This is a genomic window from Dictyobacter aurantiacus (assembly GCF_003967515.1).
In the GTDB taxonomy this organism is placed as follows: domain Bacteria; phylum Chloroflexota; class Ktedonobacteria; order Ktedonobacterales; family Ktedonobacteraceae; genus Dictyobacter; species Dictyobacter aurantiacus.
The window spans coordinates 2,122,940-2,146,616 of the sequence record NZ_BIFQ01000001.1; the positions used below are offsets into that span (position 1 = coordinate 2,122,940).

General features: G+C 53.9%; 19 protein-coding genes. 12 read left to right on the forward strand and 7 right to left on the reverse strand.

What is annotated here, in order from left to right; genetic code table 11:
* Positions 1 to 98 precede the first annotated feature (98 nt).
* Complete coding sequence (locus KTT_RS08510) at positions 99 to 1,298, forward strand: sensor histidine kinase (RefSeq protein WP_160145744.1); 1,200 nt, start codon at positions 99 to 101, stop codon at positions 1,296 to 1,298.
* Here the strand turns inward: KTT_RS08510 and rsmD are convergent.
* A complete protein-coding gene (rsmD, locus tag KTT_RS08515) occupies positions 1,286 to 1,915 on the reverse strand; it encodes a 16S rRNA (guanine(966)-N(2))-methyltransferase RsmD (protein WP_126595573.1) in 630 nt (209 codons plus the stop codon). The genes KTT_RS08510 and rsmD overlap by 13 nt on opposite strands.
* Positions 1,896 to 3,089 (reverse strand): hypothetical protein, encoded by a 1,194-nt coding sequence (locus KTT_RS08520; RefSeq protein ID WP_126595574.1) that lies wholly within the window; start codon positions 3,087 to 3,089, stop codon positions 1,896 to 1,898. Before KTT_RS08520 ends, rsmD begins: the two co-directional genes overlap by 20 nt.
* 375 nt (positions 3,090 to 3,464) lie before the next feature.
* Between KTT_RS08520 and KTT_RS08525 the strand changes: the two genes are divergently transcribed.
* The 3 genes from KTT_RS08525 to KTT_RS08535 all read left to right on the forward strand — a co-directional run bounded on the left by KTT_RS08525 (position 3,465) and on the right by KTT_RS08535 (position 8,054).
* On the forward strand, positions 3,465 to 4,154 hold the full coding sequence (locus KTT_RS08525; protein ID WP_126595575.1) for a hypothetical protein: 690 nt from the start codon (positions 3,465 to 3,467) through the stop codon (positions 4,152 to 4,154).
* Between the two features lie 124 nt (positions 4,155 to 4,278).
* Entirely contained in the window at positions 4,279 to 6,222 is a 1,944-nt protein-coding gene (locus KTT_RS08530; RefSeq protein WP_160145745.1) for an AAA family ATPase, read from the forward strand.
* Positions 6,223 to 6,518: 296 nt separating this feature from the next.
* A complete protein-coding gene (locus KTT_RS08535; RefSeq protein WP_160145746.1) occupies positions 6,519 to 8,054 on the forward strand; it encodes an ArnT family glycosyltransferase in 1,536 nt (511 codons plus the stop codon).
* A 197-nt stretch (positions 8,055 to 8,251) separates the two neighbouring features.
* Here the strand turns inward: KTT_RS08535 and KTT_RS37515 are convergent, their stop codons facing one another.
* Positions 8,252 to 8,605 (reverse strand): DnaJ domain-containing protein, encoded by a 354-nt coding sequence (locus KTT_RS37515; RefSeq protein WP_126595578.1) that lies wholly within the window; start codon positions 8,603 to 8,605, stop codon positions 8,252 to 8,254.
* A 4-nt stretch (positions 8,606 to 8,609) separates the two neighbouring features.
* Positions 8,610 to 9,059 (reverse strand): dUTP diphosphatase, encoded by a 450-nt coding sequence (gene dut, locus KTT_RS08545; protein ID WP_126595579.1) that lies wholly within the window; start codon positions 9,057 to 9,059, stop codon positions 8,610 to 8,612.
* 166 nt (positions 9,060 to 9,225) lie between these two features.
* Here dut and KTT_RS08550 point away from each other — a divergent pair, with 166 nt between their 5' ends.
* The 4 genes from KTT_RS08550 (at position 9,226) to KTT_RS08565 (ending at position 12,718) form a co-directional block, all read left to right on the forward strand.
* Positions 9,226 to 9,660, forward strand: a complete 435-nt coding sequence (locus KTT_RS08550) for a hypothetical protein (RefSeq protein ID WP_126595580.1) — start codon at positions 9,226 to 9,228, stop codon at positions 9,658 to 9,660.
* Positions 9,660 to 10,502, forward strand: a complete 843-nt coding sequence (locus tag KTT_RS08555; RefSeq protein ID WP_126595581.1) for a DedA family protein — start codon at positions 9,660 to 9,662, stop codon at positions 10,500 to 10,502. The genes KTT_RS08550 and KTT_RS08555 overlap by 1 nt, the downstream gene beginning before the upstream one ends.
* A gap of 348 nt (positions 10,503 to 10,850) precedes the next feature.
* Positions 10,851 to 12,086 carry a sigma-70 family RNA polymerase sigma factor gene (locus tag KTT_RS08560; RefSeq protein ID WP_126595582.1) on the forward strand — a complete coding sequence of 412 codons (1,236 nt, stop codon included), beginning with the start codon at positions 10,851 to 10,853 and terminating at the stop codon, positions 12,084 to 12,086.
* Between the two features lie 290 nt (positions 12,087 to 12,376).
* A complete protein-coding gene (locus KTT_RS08565) occupies positions 12,377 to 12,718 on the forward strand; it encodes a hypothetical protein (protein ID WP_126595583.1) in 342 nt (113 codons plus the stop codon).
* A gap of 180 nt (positions 12,719 to 12,898) precedes the next feature.
* Here the strand turns inward: KTT_RS08565 and KTT_RS08570 are convergent, their stop codons facing one another.
* From KTT_RS08570 to KTT_RS08580, 3 genes are all read right to left on the reverse strand, one after another.
* Entirely contained in the window at positions 12,899 to 15,370 is a 2,472-nt protein-coding gene (locus KTT_RS08570) for a RelA/SpoT family protein (protein ID WP_160145747.1), read from the reverse strand.
* Positions 15,371 to 15,708: 338 nt separating this feature from the next.
* A complete protein-coding gene (locus tag KTT_RS08575) occupies positions 15,709 to 18,150 on the reverse strand; it encodes a RelA/SpoT family protein (protein ID WP_126595585.1) in 2,442 nt (813 codons plus the stop codon).
* Between the two features lie 550 nt (positions 18,151 to 18,700).
* On the reverse strand, positions 18,701 to 19,006 hold the full coding sequence (locus KTT_RS08580) for a zinc-ribbon domain containing protein (protein WP_126595586.1): 306 nt from the start codon (positions 19,004 to 19,006) through the stop codon (positions 18,701 to 18,703).
* A gap of 660 nt (positions 19,007 to 19,666) precedes the next feature.
* On the opposite strand from KTT_RS08580, the gene tgt reads away from it, so the two are divergent.
* The 4 genes from tgt (at position 19,667) to KTT_RS08600 (ending at position 23,635) form a co-directional block, all read left to right on the forward strand.
* Complete coding sequence (gene tgt, locus KTT_RS08585; protein WP_126595587.1) at positions 19,667 to 20,848, forward strand: tRNA guanosine(34) transglycosylase Tgt; 1,182 nt, start codon at positions 19,667 to 19,669, stop codon at positions 20,846 to 20,848.
* Positions 20,849 to 20,907: 59 nt separating this feature from the next.
* Positions 20,908 to 21,729, forward strand: a complete 822-nt coding sequence (locus KTT_RS08590; protein ID WP_160145748.1) for a lipoate--protein ligase family protein — start codon at positions 20,908 to 20,910, stop codon at positions 21,727 to 21,729.
* A 395-nt stretch (positions 21,730 to 22,124) separates the two neighbouring features.
* Positions 22,125 to 22,859, forward strand: a complete 735-nt coding sequence (locus tag KTT_RS08595; RefSeq protein ID WP_126595589.1) for a GlcG/HbpS family heme-binding protein — start codon at positions 22,125 to 22,127, stop codon at positions 22,857 to 22,859.
* A complete protein-coding gene (locus tag KTT_RS08600) occupies positions 22,856 to 23,635 on the forward strand; it encodes a hypothetical protein (RefSeq protein ID WP_126595590.1) in 780 nt (259 codons plus the stop codon). Before KTT_RS08595 ends, KTT_RS08600 begins: the two co-directional genes overlap by 4 nt.
* Positions 23,636 to 23,677: the final 42 nt, after the last annotated feature.

Consider the following 23,677-nt stretch of genomic DNA (forward strand, 5'->3'; position numbering starts at 1 on the left):
AAGATATGCTATGCTTACAAATGACCAGGACTTGATATAACAAAGTTTAAACAATGAATATAAATGTAATTGCATTGGGTAGCAAAGGGGGAAAAGACATGTATGGGAACCAACACTGGCCATGGTTGATGTCGATATCAAAGATGCCACTCTATGCGCGGCTATGCTCCTGCCTGGTCAGTGTCCCCATCTGTGTACTTATTTACGCGCTAACATTTACAAGTTTCTATGATAGCCGTATCCTGGTGGTTCCAATGCTTGTCTGGGCCTGGTCCTTCGGTAAGCGAGGCGCCTGCATTTATGGCATGAGTTTCATAGTAGGAGTCGGTAGCTATTATCTCCTCTCGCAGAGAAGCACTCTTCACCTGCCCGTGGCCCCTGCATCTCTTCTTATCAATATACCGGTGATGGCAGTGGCAGCAGTGGTGGTCATTATGTTCAAAGATCGGCAGGCGGACAAAATTACTGAACCAGTGAGGGTACTGGCCGAAGAGAATAAACAACAACAGCAGATGGTCGCCGAGCAGGTGCGTCAGTTTGAACAGATTAAGACACAGTTCCTGATCAATGTCAATCATGAACTGCGCACACCATTGACCGCGACCTATAGCTACTTTGAATTGCTGGAAACGCTGTTTGAGCAGCAGGGGCATTTAGACTACAAAGACCACGGTATGTACCTGCGTGATGCTTTACGGTATTGTGAGCAGCTACGTTCGATCGTCAATAACATCCTAGATACATTAGATATAGATAACACACAGCCGGTTTATCAAGGCGAGCCATGCAATGTAGCCCGGGTTATCCTTGATACATGCACCAATCTCGATATTGTGCAACGTGAACAATATCGCATCCATATCCAAGCGTCATCTAACCTATACGTACAGGCCAACAGGCCGTATCTGCGTCACATCCTGCACCAATTGCTCTCCAATGCCTTTAAGTATACACCGCCCGGCTCACCCATCATTATCCGCGCCGAGGTAGATCCAGCAGAGGAGGATACCGTTTGTATCAGCATCAAAGATCGGGGGCCGGGCATTCCCTTTCGCGAGCAGGCGCATATCTTTGATCAGTTCGCGCGCCTGCCCCGCGATATAGCGGGAACCGTGCGTGGCACGGGGCTGGGACTCTACATCTGCAAGCAACTGGTCGAACGCATGCACGGCTATATCTGGGTGGAAAGTTCGGGCCTCCAGGGGAGAGGCTGCTGCTTCCGCTTTACCCTGCCACAGGCAACTGTCACACCGACCGGTGATACTCAGTTGCCAACAGACCAGGCTCAGGCGTTTTGATGGCGGTAAAACATCAAGAGCGTGCTGCCGTAGCGGCGTTCATCGGTGAGCACAAAATTGTGGCACTCAATCCCTGCCACGCCGGGACGCTCTTTTGGATGGATCTGCACGATAACAACGGTATTGTCCTCCCACAACTTCGAGCTATCAACCAGTCCCAGCGCGCGGGCCGCCATCTCTTCATATTGAGGAGGAGCAATATAGATGATATCGTAGACACGCGGCTGCCCCTGGGCGGGTGCTGGAAAGTAAGCGCGCCTCTCGTTTCCATGGGTTGGTGGCAATGGTTGCGTCTGGTGAGCCTGCAAAAATTTAAATGAGTCCCCCTGCAATGTCTCTGCGTGCGCGGTCAGACCGGTGATCTGCAAATTTTCGCGCACCAGCCGGACGATCTTTGGATTCATTTCGATAAAGGTAGCCCGGGCCGCCCCGCGGCTCAATGCCTCGATGCCAACGCCACCAGTACCCGCGAAAAGATCCAGAAAGCGAGCGTCTGTAACCTCATCGGCAAGGATATCAAACAGGGCCGTCTTTACCCGGTCCATAATCGGCCGGGTGCCAATTGTTTTGGGAGACTTCAGTTTTTTACCCTTTGCCTCACCGGTTACCACGCGCATAGCGTTCCTCCTCTAGCACTACCAGAACAGCTTCCACCTGCTCAATAAAATCATCTTCCAACTTCGCCCAGGAGATCAACGCTTCTACCTGGTCAACCTTGAGCTTCTTGTTCGCCGCGATATTCCAGACGCCCTCGATCAATTCGCGTAATTGCTCATCAGAGATCTGCGAAAGGACTACATTGTTCAGCACTTGCAGACGCTGAGGGCTGGCAGTGGTTGCGCCCTGTGATTCGCGCAAAGAGCTGACTTTGGAACGAGCACGCTCGAGTTCCTGCGCGCTAAACTCATCAGGAGAGACCGGAAAATCGTCCAGTTCCTCCAGGTCGTCACCGGGTCCGTTTCCATCGTCCAGATCTTCGGGTCCAATCTCTTCCACAAAGCCGGTCCCCGAGCGGGGCACGCGCATCTCGATAATCGAAGAATCGTGATCCCCACGCCCGAGGCGCGGGAGCTGACCCGAAGGCTGGGGACGAATGGAATTGGCATCCTCCTGCCCGTAATCAGGGAGGCTGCCGCCATCACTGTCACGTCGCTTCGACAGGGAGGTGGGAGCCGGGCCGCCCTGACCAACCATCTCCTTTAACTGCTCCAGCGCGTCGCGTAGATTGATGCCGGTGGTCAGCGAGCGCACATTGAGCATCTCCATTGCCTGCTTGGGCGTCAGGTCCATATTCTCTTTGATATATTGAATAAACTGGGGTAAAGGCATATTGCTTCCCGGTTCGCCGCCCGATACAGTCAAATTACCTGTGCGTGTGCGTTCACCATTACGTCCAGCTGACGGTGATTCCGCCGGGTTCATCTGGGTAGTCGTCTGAGGCGCGGATATAGCGGCAGACCGGTTGCCTGGAGTATTTGTGCGTAGATTGGCAGTGGGTTGAGCAGGCACAGGTTTGGTCTTGGCCTGTGGTTGAGGGGTAGAACGCGTCACCTGGGCACGCGCCCCCTGTGGCGACCGTTGATCCATATAGGTCACCAGCTGCTGCATACCTTCCTCGGCCTCATTAAAGAGCTGTTCCCGCTCCTCTGTACTGGCGCCAAGGGGCACAGGTACATTCATTTCAACGGTATGGGTACGGCCATCCTTCGTATATTGGGATGCATAGCGTAGCCAGATATATGGCCCCGACTCTTCCTGTTTTTTACTATTGCCGTCCATGGACGCGCTCACCTACTTTCTCCTACAATGCTGCTCTACCTGCAATTCCAGGGACTGATGGTCGATTATAAACAGTGTACATATATTATATCAAAAACGTTCAGCCGACACACCCTATATCATCACATTTCTTTGCTTTGTTTATCAGTGTAAACCAGGCAAAGATGGATGTCATACATGTCATACATAGCGCATATAAACGCAGTGAAATGTCTTGATTAATGCTAAGATATAATGTATGGTACTACAATGAACCCATATTGTGGGGGTTGGTTATCAACAGCCATCGAGCGCAACCAGCATACATTGTTCCCTGATGATAATACACGTTGTATAGTTCGTACCCGATAGCCTGCTCCTGTGCCAGAAAGTTGAGATACGCTATCTATGATACCAGCACCACCTCAACCGCCACCTACCCGGGTTATGCCCCCGCCTACGACGAATGAACAGACCACACCAACGGAATCACCCAACGTCGCGCTCACCCCGGCGCGTAAAAGAATGGGGCAGGCACCGCTGGCCCTGGCGATCAAAGCGATCCTGCGTCCCATCTTCAAACTGCTCTACTATACGATTCGCTGGATACGCTCGCATAAGCTTGCGGCACTGCTGGCCATCTTGCTTGTTCTTGCCAGCATTTTCGCTACCAATTATCTCTTGACCGGACAAATACCATTCAGCTCCAATACATCGATCAGTGGACAACCACAATCGGGACAGGCCAGTTCACCGGTAAGCTCCGATGTCCAGGATTGGCTGCTGGCCCTGCGTTCAGGTGATCTGAATACGATGCTCAATATCCAGAAGTCGATGAGCAAGCAACCCGACAGTTCGATGTATCTGCTCCAGTTCAGTGAGAAATACGCCCAGGTGAAGTGGACAGCGATTAAAGTTAACGGCGCAAGCCAGGGCTCGGATGGCATGCTGGATCTCTTCATTGAGGTCGATATGACCTCAACCAGTACCAGTTCAAGCAACACCGCCGCCAGCAGCACGATTACACTCTGGCATTTTACAACCTCATCAACAGGCCACATTTACACGATCGACTATGTATCAGGGCGAACAGCCTGATATTTTCCTCATTGTAAGTGAACGGCATCTCGATACCGTATTCTCGTAGCGCGAACAACCAGTACCTCACCAATACGACATCCTGCTCATGCCTGGCAGGCAGTATGCTGAAGGGATAGAAAAAGTGTCAACAAATACAACCAGAACCAAGCGGCCACGTAGTGACCTCGATAAGTCCATTGATCTGGGTCTGGATCAGTTTGGACGCTTTATTCGCCGAGCCTGGTGGTGGATCGCCCTGACCATTTTCGCCATCTGGTTCTTTACCTCTGGCGTCACCATCGCCGGATTGGACGGTGGCACAGCCTTAAGCGGCATCATCCAGATTACGTTCGCCATCTGTTATATCCTGATTCAGTTTGTGGCCCTCTTCTGGTTCCTGGCACGTCCGCGCCTCTACTGGGTGATGCCCGGAGAGACCGGCGTTACCTTTGACGATTACAAGGGTAATCCAGAGGTGCTGGAGGCGGCCCGTCGCATCGTCGCCCTGCTGCGCGGCGTCAAAGAGTTCCAGGAGATGGGCGGCAATCCCGTTCGCGGTCTTCTTCTTTCGGGACCTCCCGGAACCGGTAAAAGCTACCTGGCGCAGTGTATGAGTACCGAGGCGGGGGTCCCCTTCGCCTATGCCAGCGCCGCCAGCTTCCGCGCCATGTTCATGGGTATCGATGTCCTGATGATCAGCAATCTCTATCGCAAAGCACGTCGCCTGGCCCGCGAGTACGGCGGCTGCGTCATTTTCATGGATGAAGTCGATGCCATCGGCGGCTCACGCGGCAATAACGGCGGTGGCATGGGGATGATGGGAATGATGGGTGGAATGATGGGCGGCGGCACAGGAGGTCTGAACCAGCTACTGATGGAGATGGATCCGCCCAATATAGAGACCGGCTGGTTCAAAAAGATTCTGCGCACGCTGGGCCTCTACCACGGTCGCGCACAGCACCAGCCCGTCCTGACCATCGGCGCCACCAACATCCCGGATTCTCTGGACCGCGCCCTGCTGCGCCCTGGTCGCTTTGATCGCCAGATCAACGTCGCGCCGCCAACCGATAAATATCGTCCTGAGGTGATTGAATACTACCTCAACAAAGTTGATCATGAGGACAACATTTCTCTCACAGCTCTCTCAGCCCGTCTGGTTGAATATACACCTGTCGCCATCAAGCACGTTATCAACGAAGCGGTAATCATCGCCCACTTCGCCGGACGCACAAAGGTAACCTACAAGGATCTCACTGAGGCTCAGGATGTGCATGAATACGGTCTGCGCCAGATCAGCGAGCTCACAGAGATTGAGCGTCGCCGCCTGGCCTATCACGAGGCCGGCCATACCGTGGCCAGCTACTACCTGATGGACCGCTTCTTCCCTGCCTATGTGACCATCCATATGCGCGGTGACGTGGAGGGCGCGGCAGCCTTCGCCCATCCACGACCGAAAGAGACCGTCATTACCCAGAATCGCGAAGATATTCTGGCTCGTATTCAGGTTTCGCTGGCTTCACGCGCAGCGGAAGAATTATTCCTGAATACAAAGCTCAATGGTGTTGCCGGCGATTTTGCGAGTGCCACAGGCCTGGCAGCACGTTACATTGGTGTCTTTGGTATGGACAATACCATCGCGTCATACCTGGCCTTTGGAGAGGGAGGAGCCGGGGGAGCAACGGCTATACCCCACTTCGCGGATCGGGTAGAAGCGTTGCTGCAATCCCAACTGAACGCGGTCAAGCAACTGTTTATCGAGCACAGCGAGGCGGTCATCGCAGTCTCGGAGGCGCTGATCGAAAAAGATGAGCTGGTGGCGGAAGAGATCAAAGAGCTGATCGACAACGCCGATGCGCGCCAGGCGTCCAAAGGCATCTTCAAGGAACTGACTCCTTTGCTGGAGGCCGGTTCCGGCTGGAACGGCAACGGTCACGGCAATGGCAATGGCAATGGTAGCCATAACAACGGCCATGGGCGTGCCGGCGAATCGATCGCCAGCCCCCCCTTCAACAATATGAGCCTGAACATCAACGTAGATGGGGTACACCTGCCCCCGCAGACCTACACAGATAATCTCGATCTGTAACATCAGTCACAGCTCCCGCGAGGCACCCTGGACAGGGTGCCTCGTATTTTTTAGTGGTGCAACCACCCATCGACAGATGTCATTTTTAGTGGTGCATGGGTGCGCGAATGCGCACCCATGCACCACTAAAAATGAGCGCGGCCGCTACGCGGGGGCGCTCACGCCCTGAAAAAAGGGGGTCTGGCACCCCCAAATAACTTAAAGTCGTGGTTACTTGAAATAATGTGGGTTATTTGCTACTGTTGTCAGAGATTTATTACTATATTCCCCATCATAGAGGAGATATGTACACCGTCATGAATACAGTTCTCTCGAATGCGACCAGTACAGATGAACATCCTTCCACGTCCATTACCAGGAAAGGGATTCTTTTGATCGTTGGCGCCCTGCTGGCGCTCTTGATCATTGGACTGTTGATGCGCCTGTATACCCTGGGCGTGCCCTTTGACCGAGACTCATATGATGAGGGAGTATACTGGCAGACCCTGCGCTCGCTGGCCGCTGGCTCGGCGCTCTACCATCCGACGTTCTATTCGCAGCCGCCGATGTTTATCCTTTCCATCTTCCCGACCTATCTACTGTTTGGTCAGACGCTATGGGCGGCGCGGCTAGGGATCGCGCTGGTATCGTTGTTGGGCCTGGTTGGGATATCTTTGCTAGGCTATGCGCTGCGCGGCTGGCTCGGTGCTATTGTTGCCCTGTTACTCCTGTTGCTGGCACCGCTCTACCTTTCGGCCTCACAAACCATTCAGGCAGAAGGTCCCCAGGTGGCCTTCTCGATCCTGGCAGTGGCCTTTGCTTATCTCTGGTGGCATAATCCCTCCGGACGACGTGGAAACGTCTACGCGGGCCTCTGTACGCTTACACTAATGTTAAGCATATTTAGCAAGCTCTTCGCTCTGGCCACGCTGGTCCCAGTCTGTCTACTGGCGCTGGCCCATCTCTGGCGCATCCGACAACAGACAGCTGGCAGTCGCTGGCAGGCCAGCTGCTCACTACTGATCGGCGTCGCTGTCATGATCCTCGCAACCCTGCTGATCATGCTGCCTTTTCTGGGTCACCTGGGAGATTTCTGGTCGAGCGTGATCAGTTTCCATACCGCGGCCAGCAAGGTCACCGGACATATTAGCAACACCGGTCGGGTGGTACGCTTCTTTATCGCGCCACTGGGTATTGCCGCCCTCTACGGCAGTATCGTCGCCCTCGTGAGAAGAGACTGGCGCGTCGTACCGCTGCTGGGCTGGGCGCTGGCCTGCGCCATCTTGCTCTGGCAGCAAGAGCCACTGTTTGATCATCATTTTGTGATCGTGATACCCGCGCTGGTCGCTTTAACCTGCATGGGGCTGGGTCCCCTGCCCCTGAGCAGCCAGCAGTGGCATCAACTCCCAGCACTCCTTACCGCGGGGAGTCTGCTGCTCGTACTGATCACCCTTGGTGTCGGGGCGCGCGGCATCCAGGTAAATTATCGCAACTGGCAGGCACAGGCCGCCTCCGGGGGCACGCAGGGATCGCTACGCGCCGCCCACGACCTGCAGCAGGCCATCGCCCCTGATCAACTGGTCATTACTGATGGACAGTTCGTCGCCGCGCTGGCCGAACGCAACACTCCACCAGAACTGGTCGATACCTCCAGCGTACGCATCAACACCGACTATCTAACCAGCTCTCAGCTCATCCAGCTGGCCTCCCAACCCAGAGTGCATGCCATCCTGTTTTATACGGGGCGCCTGACCAACAGCAAGCTAAAGCCCTTCCGCGAATGGATACCCACCCACTTCCGCGAAATCCACAGCTATGGCAAGGATAGCTCCCTATGGGTTAAAATACAATAAAGTCATTTTTTTAAGTGAGAAGGAAGAGGAGAAAATGGAGAAGAAGAAAAAGACATTTAGCACGATGGAGATCGTACTGGTCGGAGTACTGGTCGGCTCCCTCGTACTCTCATTTCTGCAAGCCCGTCAGGAAGAAAACAAAAAATAGGACCAGCATAGATTAAGAAGGATTTGCGACCCGGGGTCGCAAATCCTTCTTAATCGTTTTTCATCCCTTTTTTCAGTTCGCGCACAAAGCCGATGGCTCCTTCTTTCCAGGTCATACGTGGCTGCTGCTGCCTGTACCGAGCCTGTTCGCGCTGCTGCAGAATAAAGTTGAGCAACACCTCTCGCTTCATAGCTTCCAGGCGTTGGATATCATAAGCGACGCGCCGGGTGGGATCGCTCAGAACAGCGTACGCTTCATTAATCTGTTTGATGTGCCGATCTTCAGCGGTACGATTGATATCAGGATGATACAGGCGCGCCAGGCGCCGATATGACTGTTTGATATCTTCAAGCCGCGCCGTCGAAGATACTTCAAGGATGGCATAATAGTCTGGTAGAGCCATACATTTAGTCCCCTGTACTTCCGAAGCCTCCCCGAGCACTCCCAACCTGCTCCACTTCGTTCCATGCAAAGCGCCCAATTGGAATAAAGATCCCCTGCGCGATCCGCTCGCCACGCAGTACGGTAACCGGCTCATCTCGAAAGTTGTAGACCGATACCAGCAATTCGTCGCCGTCGCCACAATAATCCTGATCGATCACCCCGACGCCGTTGGGCATCAATAAACCTTTGCGGCGCGCCGTGCTGCTGCGCATGGTGAGCAGCAACATATATCCGGGCGGCGTCTGCACAATCAAGTTACTGGGAATCAACGCCAGCGAACGTGGCGCGACCTCAGTTGTTTCCCGGCTGAGCAGATCAAAGCCGACCGATCCCGCCGTCGCGTACGTAGGCAACGGCAAAGCTGTATCAACGCGTTTAATATTAACCTCTAGAGGTTGTGCACAGTCATCCATATACGTTATTCTAGAGAATAGAAGATATCTCGTCAATAGTAATTGGGGAACATCCCCAATTGGCGTCCGTTAAGGGGTGCAGGGTCCTCCCTGCACCTCCCGCATTGACGCGGAAAAACGTTCTCGAGGATTTAACCTTTGGGGTCGATTTATTCGTAATATGAGTATGCAAACACATACAGCGCCAAAGCCGTCAATGCAACGGCGCTTTCTTATTATTAGCTTCTTTCTGATTTTATCGATTGGGGCAACTATCATAGCGACACATGCGACTATTGACGCGGTGCAGAATGTACATCAGCACCAGGTAATGGCGCATCAGGGGGATGTGCGTCTCATTCGGCAGTGGATGACAATTCCCTATATAGCCCATGTCTATCGCGTACCGGATAGCCTGCTGTACTCAACATTAAAACTGAAAGACGATACGGTCACGCGCCATAGCACGTTACAGACCATTGCTCTCCAGCGCAAGCAGTCCGCTGATGCCATCATCCATAAGCTCCAGGTGACGATTCTAGATTACCGCAAAACACATCCCTTTAAACCAGATCCAACGCCAACGCCAGCGGCACCAAGAGGGGGGAGCATAACCATTTGATGAATACGCTACTGCCACTTATGATTACCTGGCTGCAGCTGTATGGCTATCCAGTGCTATGGATTTGCGTATGTATAGCCGCTATTGGAGCTCCCCTACCAATCGGGCTTTTGCTGCTGGCGACCGGTGCCTTTGCTGCATTGGGAGATTTTAATATTTTCGCGCTATTTATTACTGCGTTAAGCGCCTCGGTCTGTGGTGATAGCATCGGCTATTATATTGGCCGTAAAGTGGGTACGCGCGTCATTGCCTGGTTACTGCGCAAAAAACGTTATCGCTTTATCTCACCAAAGGTAATTAGCCGCTCACAGGATTATTTTCAGCATCGTGGCGGCTGGGCAGTCTTCTTGAGCCGCTGCCTGGTACCGGCACTGGGAGGGACCATCAATATTCTGGCTGGCGCGGAGCGCTATCCCTATCGCAAGTTTCTCCTGGCCGACTCCACGGGCGAGGCACTCGGCATCTTCCCGCCCCTGGTACTCGGCTTTGCCTTTGGCGCCAGTTGGGAGGCGGTCGGTAATTTACTCACTATTATTTCAATCCTGACACTATTGTTACTCATTGCTATCTACTTGATCGTCTTACTCGTACGCACCCTGAGAAAAATGAAACCGGGGCAAGCACAAACGACGGAAGAAGAAACAGGAGAGTCAACGACTTCCCAGAAGAAGGTGCAGGACTCAAAATTTCATCATAAACAGTCAGGCAAAGAAAAAAGTCCGAAAACAACTCCATTTCTTGCCACTTTAAGGCGGGTTCAAACGTATAAAAGTACAGATGGATTACACACGGGTTACAGTTTTCCCAAGGAAACTACGTCAAATCCACGCCGTAGGGACTAGAATGAAAGGATGACTTGCGTTATAATTGAGGTAAGGACGTAGTTCCTTGAACTGATTGACAACAAAACTGTCATTTTTGTTTGACAACCCGATTGACAAAGCCAGCAACATTGCAGCGCTTTCAAGCCAACATCGGGCAAACATCATTTTGTCAATGAGTCCGGGAATATTTTCCAAACCGGCGATGTTTCTACTAGTAGAGACTGATTGCATGTCATTGATTTTCCTCCCACTCGGCTCGGACAGAATGGTCCGATGAAGGGCGCAATTCCCTGAGTGTAGGACCAGACTGACGACGAACAGATATCTTGCTGCTTAGGATATACTACTTTTCATGGAGGGCGCACAATGATAGACACCAAGCGTGCCATGACGGGAACAACGCTTACCTTAAATAAATCACATACCACAGATCTTGACAAGCCGTTCAATATTGTGGAACAGCTTCTCTCGAAAGATCTTGATTATACATCAGATGATGAAACAGAGACTGGGGTAGAGAAAGACGACCACGAGTTGGAAGATAATATGGGTGGCATTGATACCGGTGCGCTCGACATCGAGACTGGTCCACTGGATTTAGAAGAGGATATGTCCGATTCCGACATCCATGAGGAGCCACATACCGCCGAGCTTGAACATGATGCCTTGCTCCATATTCCTTCCATTCACGCCAATGACGAGCCCGCCGCTCGTCGAACCGCTCAACGTCGCCGCCGCTCTGAAGATCAAGAAGACAACCAGGTAAATAACGCTGACGCGGGCGAATCTGACGCAGTAATGACCTACTTGCGTGAGATCGGCCGCGTTCCTATGATTACACACGAACGCGAAATTGAATTAGCCAAGAGAATCGAGTCCGGTGATCGTGACGCGATGAAACAGTTTATCCTGGCCAATCTACGCCTGGTTGTAAGTATCGCCAAGCGTTACGTTGGCCGTGGTTTAACCCTACTGGACCTGATTCAGGAAGGCAACATCGGACTTATTCGCGCTGTGCAGCGTTACGATTGGCGGCGAGGACATCGTTTCTCGACCCATGCAACCTGGTGGATTCGCCAGGCTATCAGCCGTGCCGTGGCCGATAAGGGGCGCACCATTCGCCTCCCGGTATATGTCAATACGGCGCTCAATAGAATTCGTCGTGAGCGTCAGAGGTTACTCCAGGAACTTGGTCGTGAACCAACGGAAATGGAGCTGGCCGAAGCTACGGGCCTGGATCCCATTCGCATGGTTGAATTGCAGTCGGCCCCCGGCGCACCAGTCTCTCTCGAGCTGCCCGTTGGTGAAGATGAAGAGCAGGAACTGGGAGATGTGCTGGCGGATACCGAGTCGGCCTCACCCGAAGAGCTAGCCACCACGCAGACGTTGAAGGATGAAGTGCAACGCGTCCTTGAGTCGGTCCTCACGCCACGCGAACAACTGGTCTTGCAGTTGCGCTTTGGCCTGGGCAATGGCCAGGCGCATCCACTAGAACAGGTGGGTCGTGAGCTGGGCATTACACGCGAGCGTGTACGCCAGATCGAGGCGGGAGCATTGGCCAAGCTGCGTCAGCCACCAGTGCTTGAACGTTTACGCGGCTAATCGGCGCGGCAACATAACAGAGCCAACATACAAATGAAGTCCTCCGGGAGGGCGCGTTTCAGTGAGACGCCTCCTCCCGGAGGACTTCATTTTGCCAGTAAAAATTCTTTCCTCCTCGCGTCTATATACATAGACATGTATCACGGCAACCCTCTACCAGACATAAAAGTCCTAAATACAGTCCTTTAGTCTATTTTCATTTTGGGGATTGGCGGTTATGCTAGATATGGTGGCGACCATAAAGCTATACTTCGATGTTCCGATCTGTGAAGAGGGGAAAAAACACTGGTATGGATGGTAAAACATGTCCCGAGGGGTGTAAGAAAAAAACCTCACGCATCCATTGGACAGCCTATCTAGGGATTACTCTGTGCTTGATCGCGGGCATCTGCCTTTCACTGGATACCTATCTATCATCCGTTCTAGGATTGCTACCACTTGGCTTTGCTCACCTCTCGGTGTACCTGTTTCTGGCCTGTCCATTGCCAGCCTTGATTTTAGGCATTGTGGGACGCTATCGAGCCCGTAAACCACTGTGGCAAAGTGGGAGGATGCTGGCAACCCTGAGCCTGATCATCGGCAGCGTCCTCCTTATCATGGAGATCGCCATCGTCGTCACAGAACTTCCATAATTTTTTTGAGGAGTGGATGCCATACCATGGCATCCACTCCTTCATCATTTTTAAGGGATAGCGCAACGCCATTGGTGAGCGCCTGTAGGCGCTCACCAATGGCGTTGCGCTATCCCTTAAAAACTAATTGAGCGCCGCAGGCGCGTACAGTCAGGGTTCGTAGACACAAACCCTGCCATATCATTTGCGCTGACCCAGGTCGCGCGCGACATGAATCACCCCTTTAACCTTCTCCAGCTTGACGAAGAGGCGATGCATCTGATCAAGATCGGCGATCTCCAGCGTGGCCATGATCACAACGGTCTGGTGGTTGGCGCTAACACTGGAGTTGATCGACATCAGATTCGCGCCCGAGTCGGAGACCACAGTCGCGACGTCACGAATCATACCGGTCCGATCGTGGGCCGTAATCACAATCGGCGCATGATACGGCTGCTGGCTCATGCCAGCCCAGTTAACATGGATCAGGCGCTCTCGATCCTGCTCACCCAGGCGTGCGATATTGCGGCAATCGGAGCGATGCACAATGACTCCTTTGCCACGACTAATAAAGCCAACGATATTGTCGTCGGGCAAGGGATAGCAACAGTTCGCCAGCCGGGTCAACAAGCCGCTGACACCAGCCACTTCAAGCTGGGCGGCCGGGGCCTGTTTGGCTGAAACCACAGGTAACGCCAGGGCATCCCCACTCTCCTTTGCTTCTTTGCTATCCTTGCTCTCGCGCTGCCAGTATTCAAGCAACTTGACCACGACCGCGCGGGGCCGCATATCATCGGAGCCAATAGCCGCCAGCAGATCTTCAAAGGAGTCAGCATGCATACTGCTGCAGACCCAGTTTTCCGCGTCCTCGGTAATCGCGTCCGGTCCACGGGCACCAGCCGCCTTCAACTCACGCTCCAGGCGCTCTTCACCGATCTGAATATTGATCGGGCGCTCATTGAGTTTGAGATAGCGACGAATCTTGTTACGGGCCGCCGTTGTGCGCGCAAAGTTCAACCAATCGCGGGTCGGATGGGCGCTACGGCTGGTCACGATATCCACAATCTCGCCATTTTTAAGCTCATAGTCTAGAGAAACCATGCGCGAGATGAGTCGATCGCCATTGCCATCACCATCGGAAGCGATAATGCGCGCGCCCGCGCAGTGATCTCCCACCTTTGAATGGATACGGTAGGCAAAGTCTAACGGCGTCGAACCAACGGGAAGATCTTTCACTTCCCCTTTAGGAGTCAGAACAAAGATCTGCTCCTGGAAAATATCATCCTTGACCGCTTCCACGAATTCGGTATCGCTGGTATTGGCGATACGCAGGTCTTGCTGCCATTCAGTCAGCTGTCGCAGCCAGGTCAGGAGCTCTTTGGCCGATGCGGAAGCATTATCACCGACATCTTTATAATGCCAGTGCATAGCCACGCCATACTCGGCCGTTTCATGCATCTCGTGAGTACGGATCTGGATCTCGACCAGCTGGTCATCCAGGCAGAAAACGGTGGTATGCAGAGCGCTATAACCATTGGGCTTGGGATTGGCGATAAAATCTTTGATGCGCCCCTCCTTTGGCCGCCACAGGCTATGCACATGGCCCAGCGCCACATAGCAGTCCGTGGTGGTATCCACCAGAATACGGAACGCCAGCAGATCGTGAATCTGACTGAGGTCGGCCGCCGCCTTGAGATGCTCCAGATCCTCGGTATCTCCCGCGGTACGCGCGATCTTCTTATAAAAGCTATAGGCATGCTTGACACGCCCGGAAATATCGGCTTTAACGCCGATCGAGGCCATCTCGGTTCGTAAACGCTCACAGACCCGATCCACATAAGAGCGCCACTGCCTGGTCTCTATATCCAGCAGATTGCGCACCCATAGATAGCGATCGGGTTCCAGAACCTGGAAAGCCAGGTCTTGTAATTCGCTCTCCACGCGTGACATACCCAGACGACCAGCCAGGGGAGCATAGATCTCGCGTGACTCCTCGGCCAGCGTCATTAGCTCTTGCGCATCTCCCTGGTAGGAGGGGTCGCACATCAGGCGCATCGCATGCAGTCGATATGCCAATTTGAGCAACACCACACGTGGATCGTCGGCCATGGCCACAAACATCTTACGCACCGTCTCGGCCTGTTGCCGCCTCATCGCTTCTCGTACGCGCGGCTTCTTGTTTTCAAATGACGGAGAAGTAATATCGTCGTCGCGCTCACCATAGGACTTTTTTGAAGACGAGAGCTGGGGATTTTGCACGGCCAGCATAGCGCCGGTGGCGGCGTTCTGCTTTTTCCGCTCCAGAATATTGAGGCGTAACATGCTCTCAACCACGCGGGCCGTAGGTACGCCCAGCGTATACTCGACCTGCTCGGGGAGTAGTAACTCAGCGTCGACAGCCTCGTATACCAGGCCAGCGGCGATCCCAATGGCATCCACGTGCATCATCCGCGCCATGATCGTCGTCACGGCCAGGGCATGCTCCAATGGCGGAATCGGGCGCGCGCTCGTACCGGTAACGCCCCCACAGGCCTCGGAAGACAATTGAAAGGCTTTTACCACAAGGTCAACTTCCGCCAGCGTCATATACTGGTTGACCAGCGCCAGCAGTTGCTTCATAGCGGGTGGATAAGGAGGCTCAACAAATTGTTGTTCTACAGAGCTATCTATCATAATCATCTATGGCCATCTGACATATCCAGTGCAGGATTTGTCGAATATTATTCACTCCAAGCATTCTAGTTGGTTCACGCTACATTCTGGACTTAACACGAATTGGACCTACAATAGTATACGTGCCAACAGGGTAAGTGTTGGATCAGCGCGTACACTTCTTTTCATAGCCAAACAGCGGCTCTATATCTGCGCAGCACGTGAACGCTTAATGTATGCTATCTATATTGTCGCACATTTATAGCAGATGTCACTTACAGTGAGGGTGAGGATGACACACCCTGAAACAAGGGCTGGAGCACCTGCCCTCACGTCAAGTGCTCACATTGACAGGGGCCTTATTTTCCTATCGCTCTCTCAACACTGACCACAGTCTTAACCTGCCGTAAGCGCCGCAGGATGCGTTCCATCTGGTCGATTAATTCCCCCTCGCCTGGATAGATCTCCAGGGTCGCGGTAATTACAGCTCTCTGGGACGCGGGCGTGGTAGTCGAGGTGACCGATGCCATATTAATACCAGCATCCGCCACGACTGCGGCCACGTCGCGCAATAAGCCCGAGCGATCATGGGCGACCAGCGAGATAGCCACCAGGTAGCTGGCGGGATGAATCTGCCGCCAGTTGACTTCAACCAGATTGGTGGGCAACTCCGGATTGCGCCGCAGCAGATCGCAGTCGGTGCGGTGCACAACCACACCCTGGTCCGGGGTCAGTTGACCGATAATAGAGTCGCCTGGAATAGGACAACAGAAACGATCTAGCTGGATCAGCAGCGTCCCTTCGCCGTCCTTCTGCGCATACAGGCTACTCTCACCGTCGGAGGCGTCAGAGGCCGCGCATTGCGGTAGCCGGGGCTGCAACAGGCTCAACACCTGCTCGACCAGAAGATCCTCACGTCCTAGCGCTACGTAGACATCTTCAATGGTAGCGTATTTCTTGAAGGTTGTACTGGCCGTTGGCTCTTCTGTGCACAGACCGCGCAACTGCTCTTCAACCTGTTCATCCACACCGGCCTGGTAGCCACTGGTTTTCAAGGCAAAATCCAGACGCTCACGACCCAGTTGCAGATTAATCTCGCGCTCATAGGTCTTGAGATAGCGGCGAATCTTGTTGCGGGCCGCCGCCGTACGCGCGAACGATAACCAGTCGCGCGTCGGGTGGACGGTACGGTTGACCATAATCTCGACGATCTCGCCGCCCTTTAGCTCGTAGTCCAGCGGCACCAGTCGCGTCACCAGGCGACCGCTATCATCGGTATTGGTGATGATGCGCGCGCCCGCGCAATGATCGCCGATATCCGTATGGATGCGATAGGCCATATCCAGGGGCGTCGAACCACGCGGCAGATCTTTAACCTCGCCCTGCGGCGTAAACACAAAGATCTGCTCCTGAAAGATATCGCCTTTGACCGCCTCGACAAATTCATCGGCACTCTGCGGCAGGGCCCGCTGCCACTCCCGCAACTGCTCGATCCATGTTACCATCTCTCGATACGAGAGGCGCCAGCTGCCGGGCGCGCTTTCATTGGCATGCTCACCGCGCTCTTTATCCCTGTCCGCGTTACCCATGCGCTCGCGCAAAAACCAGTAGCTGGCGATCCCATAATCAGCGGTACGCTGCATGTCATAGGTACGAATCTGAATTTCAGCCAGGCGATTGTCCAGGCAGAACACGGTCGTGTGCAGCGACTGATAGCCATTCAGCTTGGGTGTAGCGATAAAGTCCTTAATGCGGCCATCCTTTGGTCGCCAGAGGGCGTGGATATGGCCCAGCGCCAGGTAGCATTCATAATCAGTGTCAACCAGGATGCGGAACGAGATCAGATCGTGGATCTGACTGAGCTCATTACCATTCAATTGAGAGGGCACATCCTCCAGCTTGCGATTAATACTGGCCAGGTGCTTCTGCCAGGCCAGAACATCGGCCCGGATACCAGCCCGCTTCATCTCGGCGCGCAGGATGCGGCAGACCTCATCAACGAATGGCTGACGGCGCTTAACCTCTTCCTCAACCTGCCGGGCCAGCTGGACATACTTCTCCGGTTCCAGGTAGCCGAAGGCGAGGTCCTCCAGGTCGGCCTGCACAATGGACATCCCCAGGCGCCGAGCCAGGGGAGCATAAATTTCGCTCGTCTCACGCGAGGTGTTTTGCTGCTGCGCCGGCGACATCGCGCCAAGCGTGCGCATATTATGCAAACGGTCGGCCAGCTTCACCACGACCACACGGGGATCCTCCGCCATCGCCAGCAACATTTTGCGCACCGTCTCTGTACGGATGCGGCGCTTATCAACTAAAGAGGGTGGGGCGGCATCTTTTGTCTCAGCCGAAGGTTTGGCGGGCTTATTGCCGGCCAGGGTATCAAACTTGGTGACACCATCCACGATATTGGCCACGGCCGGCCCAAACTGCTCACGCAGATCCTCAAGAGAATATTCGGTATCTTCAACAACGTCATGGAGGAGCGCAGATACGATACCATCTGCATCAATACGCATTCCAGCAAGCAGTAGGGCTACCTCCAGCGGATGTTGAATGTAGGGCTCACCCGAGCGGCGCACAGCCCCCTTGTGCGCGCGATTGGCTAAATCGTAGGCGCGCTGAATTTTCTCCATATCCTCTGGAGTGAGATAATGTTTTGTTTCGTCTAATAAGTCTTGAAGCGTCATCCGAGAGGGCGTTACTTTCGCTCCCCAGGTTGTTGTCGTACGCACCATGGGTAGGATCGCCTGAGGATCCGATTTACCAGACTCATCAGCAACTTTATCGAAATTGGTAGCCATTCTCTAATACCTGCTACTACATGCTGTACCATTTGCCCATATCTGCCTGGATAGTTGGTATCTTTTTACTAATAAAGTGTTCCCTCAATAGAGCTGATCTCTATGCGGAAACACTTACACCCGGGCAAAACTGATGTTACTTCTCTATTATAAGGAGCAATGAGCGACTGTCAAGCAGATACAATGTCACTTATGCTGGAGAAGGAGTAAAAAGAAGACACTCAGGCAGGAAAATAAGGCTATAGATGCGTCTTTTACGGGCCTTTGCGGCATATAATTCTTCAATCACCACAAACGGTACACATACTTTACTAATTTATAGTTAATTATACCACATAGGACCAGTCCACTGCCGGGCACTAAAAGTCAGGGGAAAACAAAAGAGAAAGGCCAAGTCAAGAACACACCTTGACCAAGCCTCTTTGATTTTAGGAAAGTTCGGAAAAGCACAGTAAACTGGCGCCTGTTGCTCAGCAGCGGAACATCTCAGAAATAGAGCTTCGCACTGATAGAAGAGGTGAGCGCGGCACACAACCAACCAGTATAGAAGTTAGTCGCGGGCAACACGAACCTTATCGTAGCAGGGGCTGCAATAGACCGGGCGGTCATTCTTTGGTAAGAATGGCACCTGTGTCTCAGTACCACACTCAGCGCAAATTACTGTGTGCATTTCACGGGGAGCACGCTCGCGGCTACCGGAACCTCCGGCTGCCTGGCGACGAGCCGCGCGGCATGAAGGGCAGCGACCAGGCTGATTCATCAGACCCTTTTGCTGGTAGAACTCTTGTTCTCCTGCGGTGAACACGAAATCTGTTCCGCACTCACGGCACTTTAAGGTTTTGTCAACGAAGTTCAACTAGGGACCTCCTGTTGTGATATGTTGGTTATCCTCCGGGTCCATATCCTAGCAGTTGTCACCAGTCATGTGTTCCCCCTACCAGCGTGGGATTCTATAACCCTGGACGAGCACTGTATGCGAGACCGAGATTGGATACCGATTGAAAGCATACACTATTGTTTCGAGATTTGCAAGTGTTTTTGCGATAAATTATCGTTATGGTACATATTTTTATATACCTTTTATACGCAAATGAATTGAGTGATTTATATATGATGATTATAGTTAATTCTCATCTATGGATATGACTATATTCATCCTTTTCTACATACCCGGCAGCAACCGAGAGGGCGCGGCCCCATACGCGTTAACTTAAGGGGTGCAGGGTCCTCCCTGCCGGGGTGTGGGGTGTCCCCACAAATACTTCTTTCTCTTTTGACGCGCCGCCTGCGGCGGCGCAAGAGGAGAAAGGAGAGGGTGGGGACACCCCACACCCCGGCAGGAGGGCTCGCCGCCCTCCTGCACCTCCCACCTGGGGACCGCAGAGGGCTAACCCTCTGCTTAAATTAACCCACGAGGGGCACCCTTGACGCTCATGAGAAAATACAAGCAAGAAAGAGCAGATATCCTCTCAAGGCAAATTGTGCTCGCTGTTACCAACCCACTTTAGAGAAATGCATGTCATCATTCAACTTTACAATTGAGGCTGAGTGTCCGGAAACATGGGCGCGCGCCGGCACTATTCAGACCCCACATGGGACGATTCAAACTCCTATTTTTATGCCTGTTGGGACGCAGGCAACCGTCAAAAGCGTGGCCCCGGAAGAGCTGCACGCGGCTGGCGCCCAGATTATCCTCTCCAATACCTACCATTTGATGCTGCGACCCGGCTCGGCCCTGATCGATTCCTTTGGTGGCCTGCATTCGTTTATGCAGTGGCATGGCCCCATACTGACCGATAGCGGTGGCTTCCAGGTCTGGAGCCTGGGTCATCTGCGCAAATTAAATGAGGATGGGGTGGTATTCAAGTCGCATATCGATGGATCGCTGCACACCCTGACCCCTGAGCGTGTGATGCAGATCGAGGCCGAAATCGGCGCGGACATCATCCTGCCGCTCGATATCTGCGCTCCTTATCCGTGCAGTCCCAAAGAGGCACGCAAAGCGATGGAGTGGACTCATCGCTGGGAGGAGCGCGCCCTGGTAGAGAAGGAGAAGCAGCGGCCTGAGCAGACGCTATTCGGCATCGTGCAGGGTGCCTTTGAGCCTGATCTGCGCGCGGAAAGCGCCCGGGTGATCGGCAATATGCCGTTTAAGGGTCTCTCGATCGGCGGCCTCTCGGTCGGCGAGCCAAAGGAGGAGATGTGGGGGATGCTGAAGCACGTAACCCCGAATTTGCCGCGCGACAAGCCACGCCACCTGCTGGGAGTCGGCTCTCCAGAGGACCTGGTGGTCGGCGTGGGCCTGGGCATGGATATGTTTGATTGCGTGCTGCCAACACGCGTGGCGCGCCACGGCGGTCTCTTTACCCGTGATGGTCGCGTCAGCATCAAGGGGGCACGCTTTCGCACCGCCAGAGGTCCCATTGAAGAGGGATGCGACTGCTACACCTGCCAGCACTATAGCGCGGCCTACGTCAATCACCTGGCACGGGCCGAAGAGCAGCTATATTTCCGCCTGGGCAGTATCCACAATATTCGCTTTATGCTCCGCCTGGCCGGTCAGCTGCGACAGTCGATCATTGATGGAACCTATCCCGCCTTTCGCGATGAATTTCTGGCCCGCTATGTACCGGCGTCAGAAAAGGTGCGCGAGGCGCAGCGTGAAAAATGGAAAGAGGCTCGCGATAAGCGCGCGTAAATGTGCTGGCGCGAATGGGCGTGCCGACGAGCGAGCTTTTTAACAGGAAGCAAATGTTTATGCAGACAACCCCATATCGTTTTGTGAATACAGGCGTTCAGGATGCCGCTTTAAATATGGCGATCGATGAAGCGATCCTGCTTCACTATCTACGTGGAGACGCGCCCCCTACCCTGCGCGCCTTTCGCTGGAATCGTCCGGCGATTTCACTGGGACGTTTCCAGAACGTTGAGCGTGAGATCGAGCAGGAATACTGTGAAGAGCACGGGATCGCCCTGGTGCGCCGCCCCACCGGAGGGCGCGCGGTCTACCACCGTGGCGAGTTTACGTATAGCATTGTGATCGGGAAGCGCGAAGGGGTACCGTCCGGGGTAGTCGCGGCCTATGCCTATCTCTTACAGGGATTGCAGGCCGCCCTCCGTCTGCTGGGCGTACAGGCCGAAATCAGCGATGAGCACGTCAGTAAGAATCCTTCAGCGGCCTGCTTCGCCTCATCTACTCAGGCTGATCTCACCAGCAATGGATTTAAGCTGGTGGGCAGCGCCCAGGTCTGGAAAGAGGATGCGCTGCTCCAGCAGGGTTCGCTACCGCTTGAGGATCGCGCGGCCGAGTTCTTTAACACGCTGCGCTATCCCGATGCGCGAGCACGCGAAGAGGCACTGCACATCTATAACCAGAAGACCACCCCGTTGCACACATTCGCGCCCCAGGCCAGTTGGGATGATGCCGCGCAGGCATTCCGCCAGGGCTTCAGTACGTTTTTGCAGCATGACCTGCCCGAAAGCGAACTCAGCGCCTCTGAATGGGAACTGGCGCGTCAGCTGGTGGAGGAGAAATACAGCAAGCTCGACTGGCGTCAGGAACGCATCTCGCTCTCGTAACCCGCAGGCTAAAGCGGGAGGTGCAGGAGGGCGGCCGGCCCTCCTGCCGGGGTGTGGGGACACCCCGGCAGGGAAGACCCTGCACCCCTGGTTTTGGGAGCTTTTTCAAAAGTTCGGGATGACTCATAAAGAGGACAATGAAAAAGCCCTGCCATAGAAACTGACACATTGCGCGTAGATGGTATGTGATGTACAATGAGCAAACATACACGTAGTTATGTTTTTTAACTTTTTGAGTGGGTGCATATAACCATCTTCATCTATCTCTAGAAAAGCACGGCATAACAGCAGGGAGACACTACCTCACCAGTACTGGAACACCGGAGGTGGACCCGCAAAGGCTGATTGTCCATCTATCGAGCGAGAACAGTCATTTAAGTAAGGAGTATCTGGGCGTGAATATATCTATCGAGATGGCCCGCAAAGCTCTGGAGGCTTGCAAACAGCGAGCCAGAGAACTGCGTAGTCCGGTAAGCATCGCCATTGTCGATGCCGGAGGGCACCTCGTCTTATTTGAACGCATGATGGCACCATATGGTTTTGCGACCAGCGATATCTCTATCGCCAAAGCCCACACAGCGGTGATGTTTAATCAATCGACCGACGATGTGGCCCAGTGGGGAGCTGCGATCCCAGGTTTCGCGTCTAGCCTGACCGGTATGACCAATGGCAAGTTTATCATGGCGGCGGGTGGCTGGCCTCTGCGCGTCAACGGCATAACCATTGGTGGCGTTGGCGTTAGCGGCGGAAATGCCCCTGGAAGAGATGATGAGATTGCCCGTGCCGCCCTTGCCATCATAGAATCCAGCGCGCCTCCCGTGAAAGCGGCCCCGGCGAATATGCCACAGCCGCAACCACTCTATGTCAATCCATCAGCAGCCACCGCCCCCTACTCACAGCCACTCTACGCGCAGGGACCACTCTATCCTCCGGACAACGGAAAAATTGGAGCCCCCGGCGCGGACGTGGCATCAGCCAGAGATAGAGAGAAAAGCTCCAGCTACAATGAGTATCGAGAGAAACCAGCGGAGCCTTCCTCGGCCACCACAAACGAGTACAACTCTTATCAGTCATCCAGTTATAATTCAGCTAACCCACCAGAGGTGGACCATCCAGGAGACCAAGCATGAGTCAGAATTACAATACCGTTGCTAAAAGACCCCGCCGCACCCGCGTGCCGCGCAACCGACCAGTTCTGGTCACCGGTAGCGAGACACAGGAAGAGACATCCGCTCCTACGACCGAAGACCTGACGCTGGATACGACACCAGCTGTGGAAACAGAGGTAGCCAGCGAGCCAGCGGCACCTTCCCGGCGGTTGCCACGCCTCCCCAAATTTTTCTCAAAAGTTGAGCAGAGCGAACAGGATGGTCCTGCCAACAAAGACGGCGTGGTTGAGGCACGCATGGCTCGGGCGAAGAAGAATATGAATCCCAAGGCCGCCATTACCAAGGCAGAAGAGGCCACGGCAGCGAAGGAAAAGCCAGCCGCCACCAAAGCGCCAACCCGTCCATCCCTGTTTAAGCCACGCCACTTCATCGGCATGGTTATCTACCTGATCGGTGCCAACTTTTTGCTGCCGCTGGAGCATACGTTCGCGGTCAATGCACACATCGAACGAGTCGTTTTCACGCTGCCCTTTGGCAATCTGCCATTGACAACGTCCTTCTTGATCAACATTTTGACCCTGATCATCTTGCTGTATGCACTGGTGGCCTTCGACCTGTTGCCGAATGGTAAGCAGTTCGCCAGCAGCCAGGCGCAAGCCGGAAAATCCAAAAGCGGCACCAGCTCGCAGGGTCCCCGCACCCCGAAGGTCGCGCCCCCCACGGTACGCCAGGGCGTTAAAGGTGCCAATGATGACCTCTACCAGGCCTACCGCACCAGCCAGCGCAAAAAACGTTAAAAAACACAAAAAAGGAATATGCCCCTCGTGAGGGGCATATTC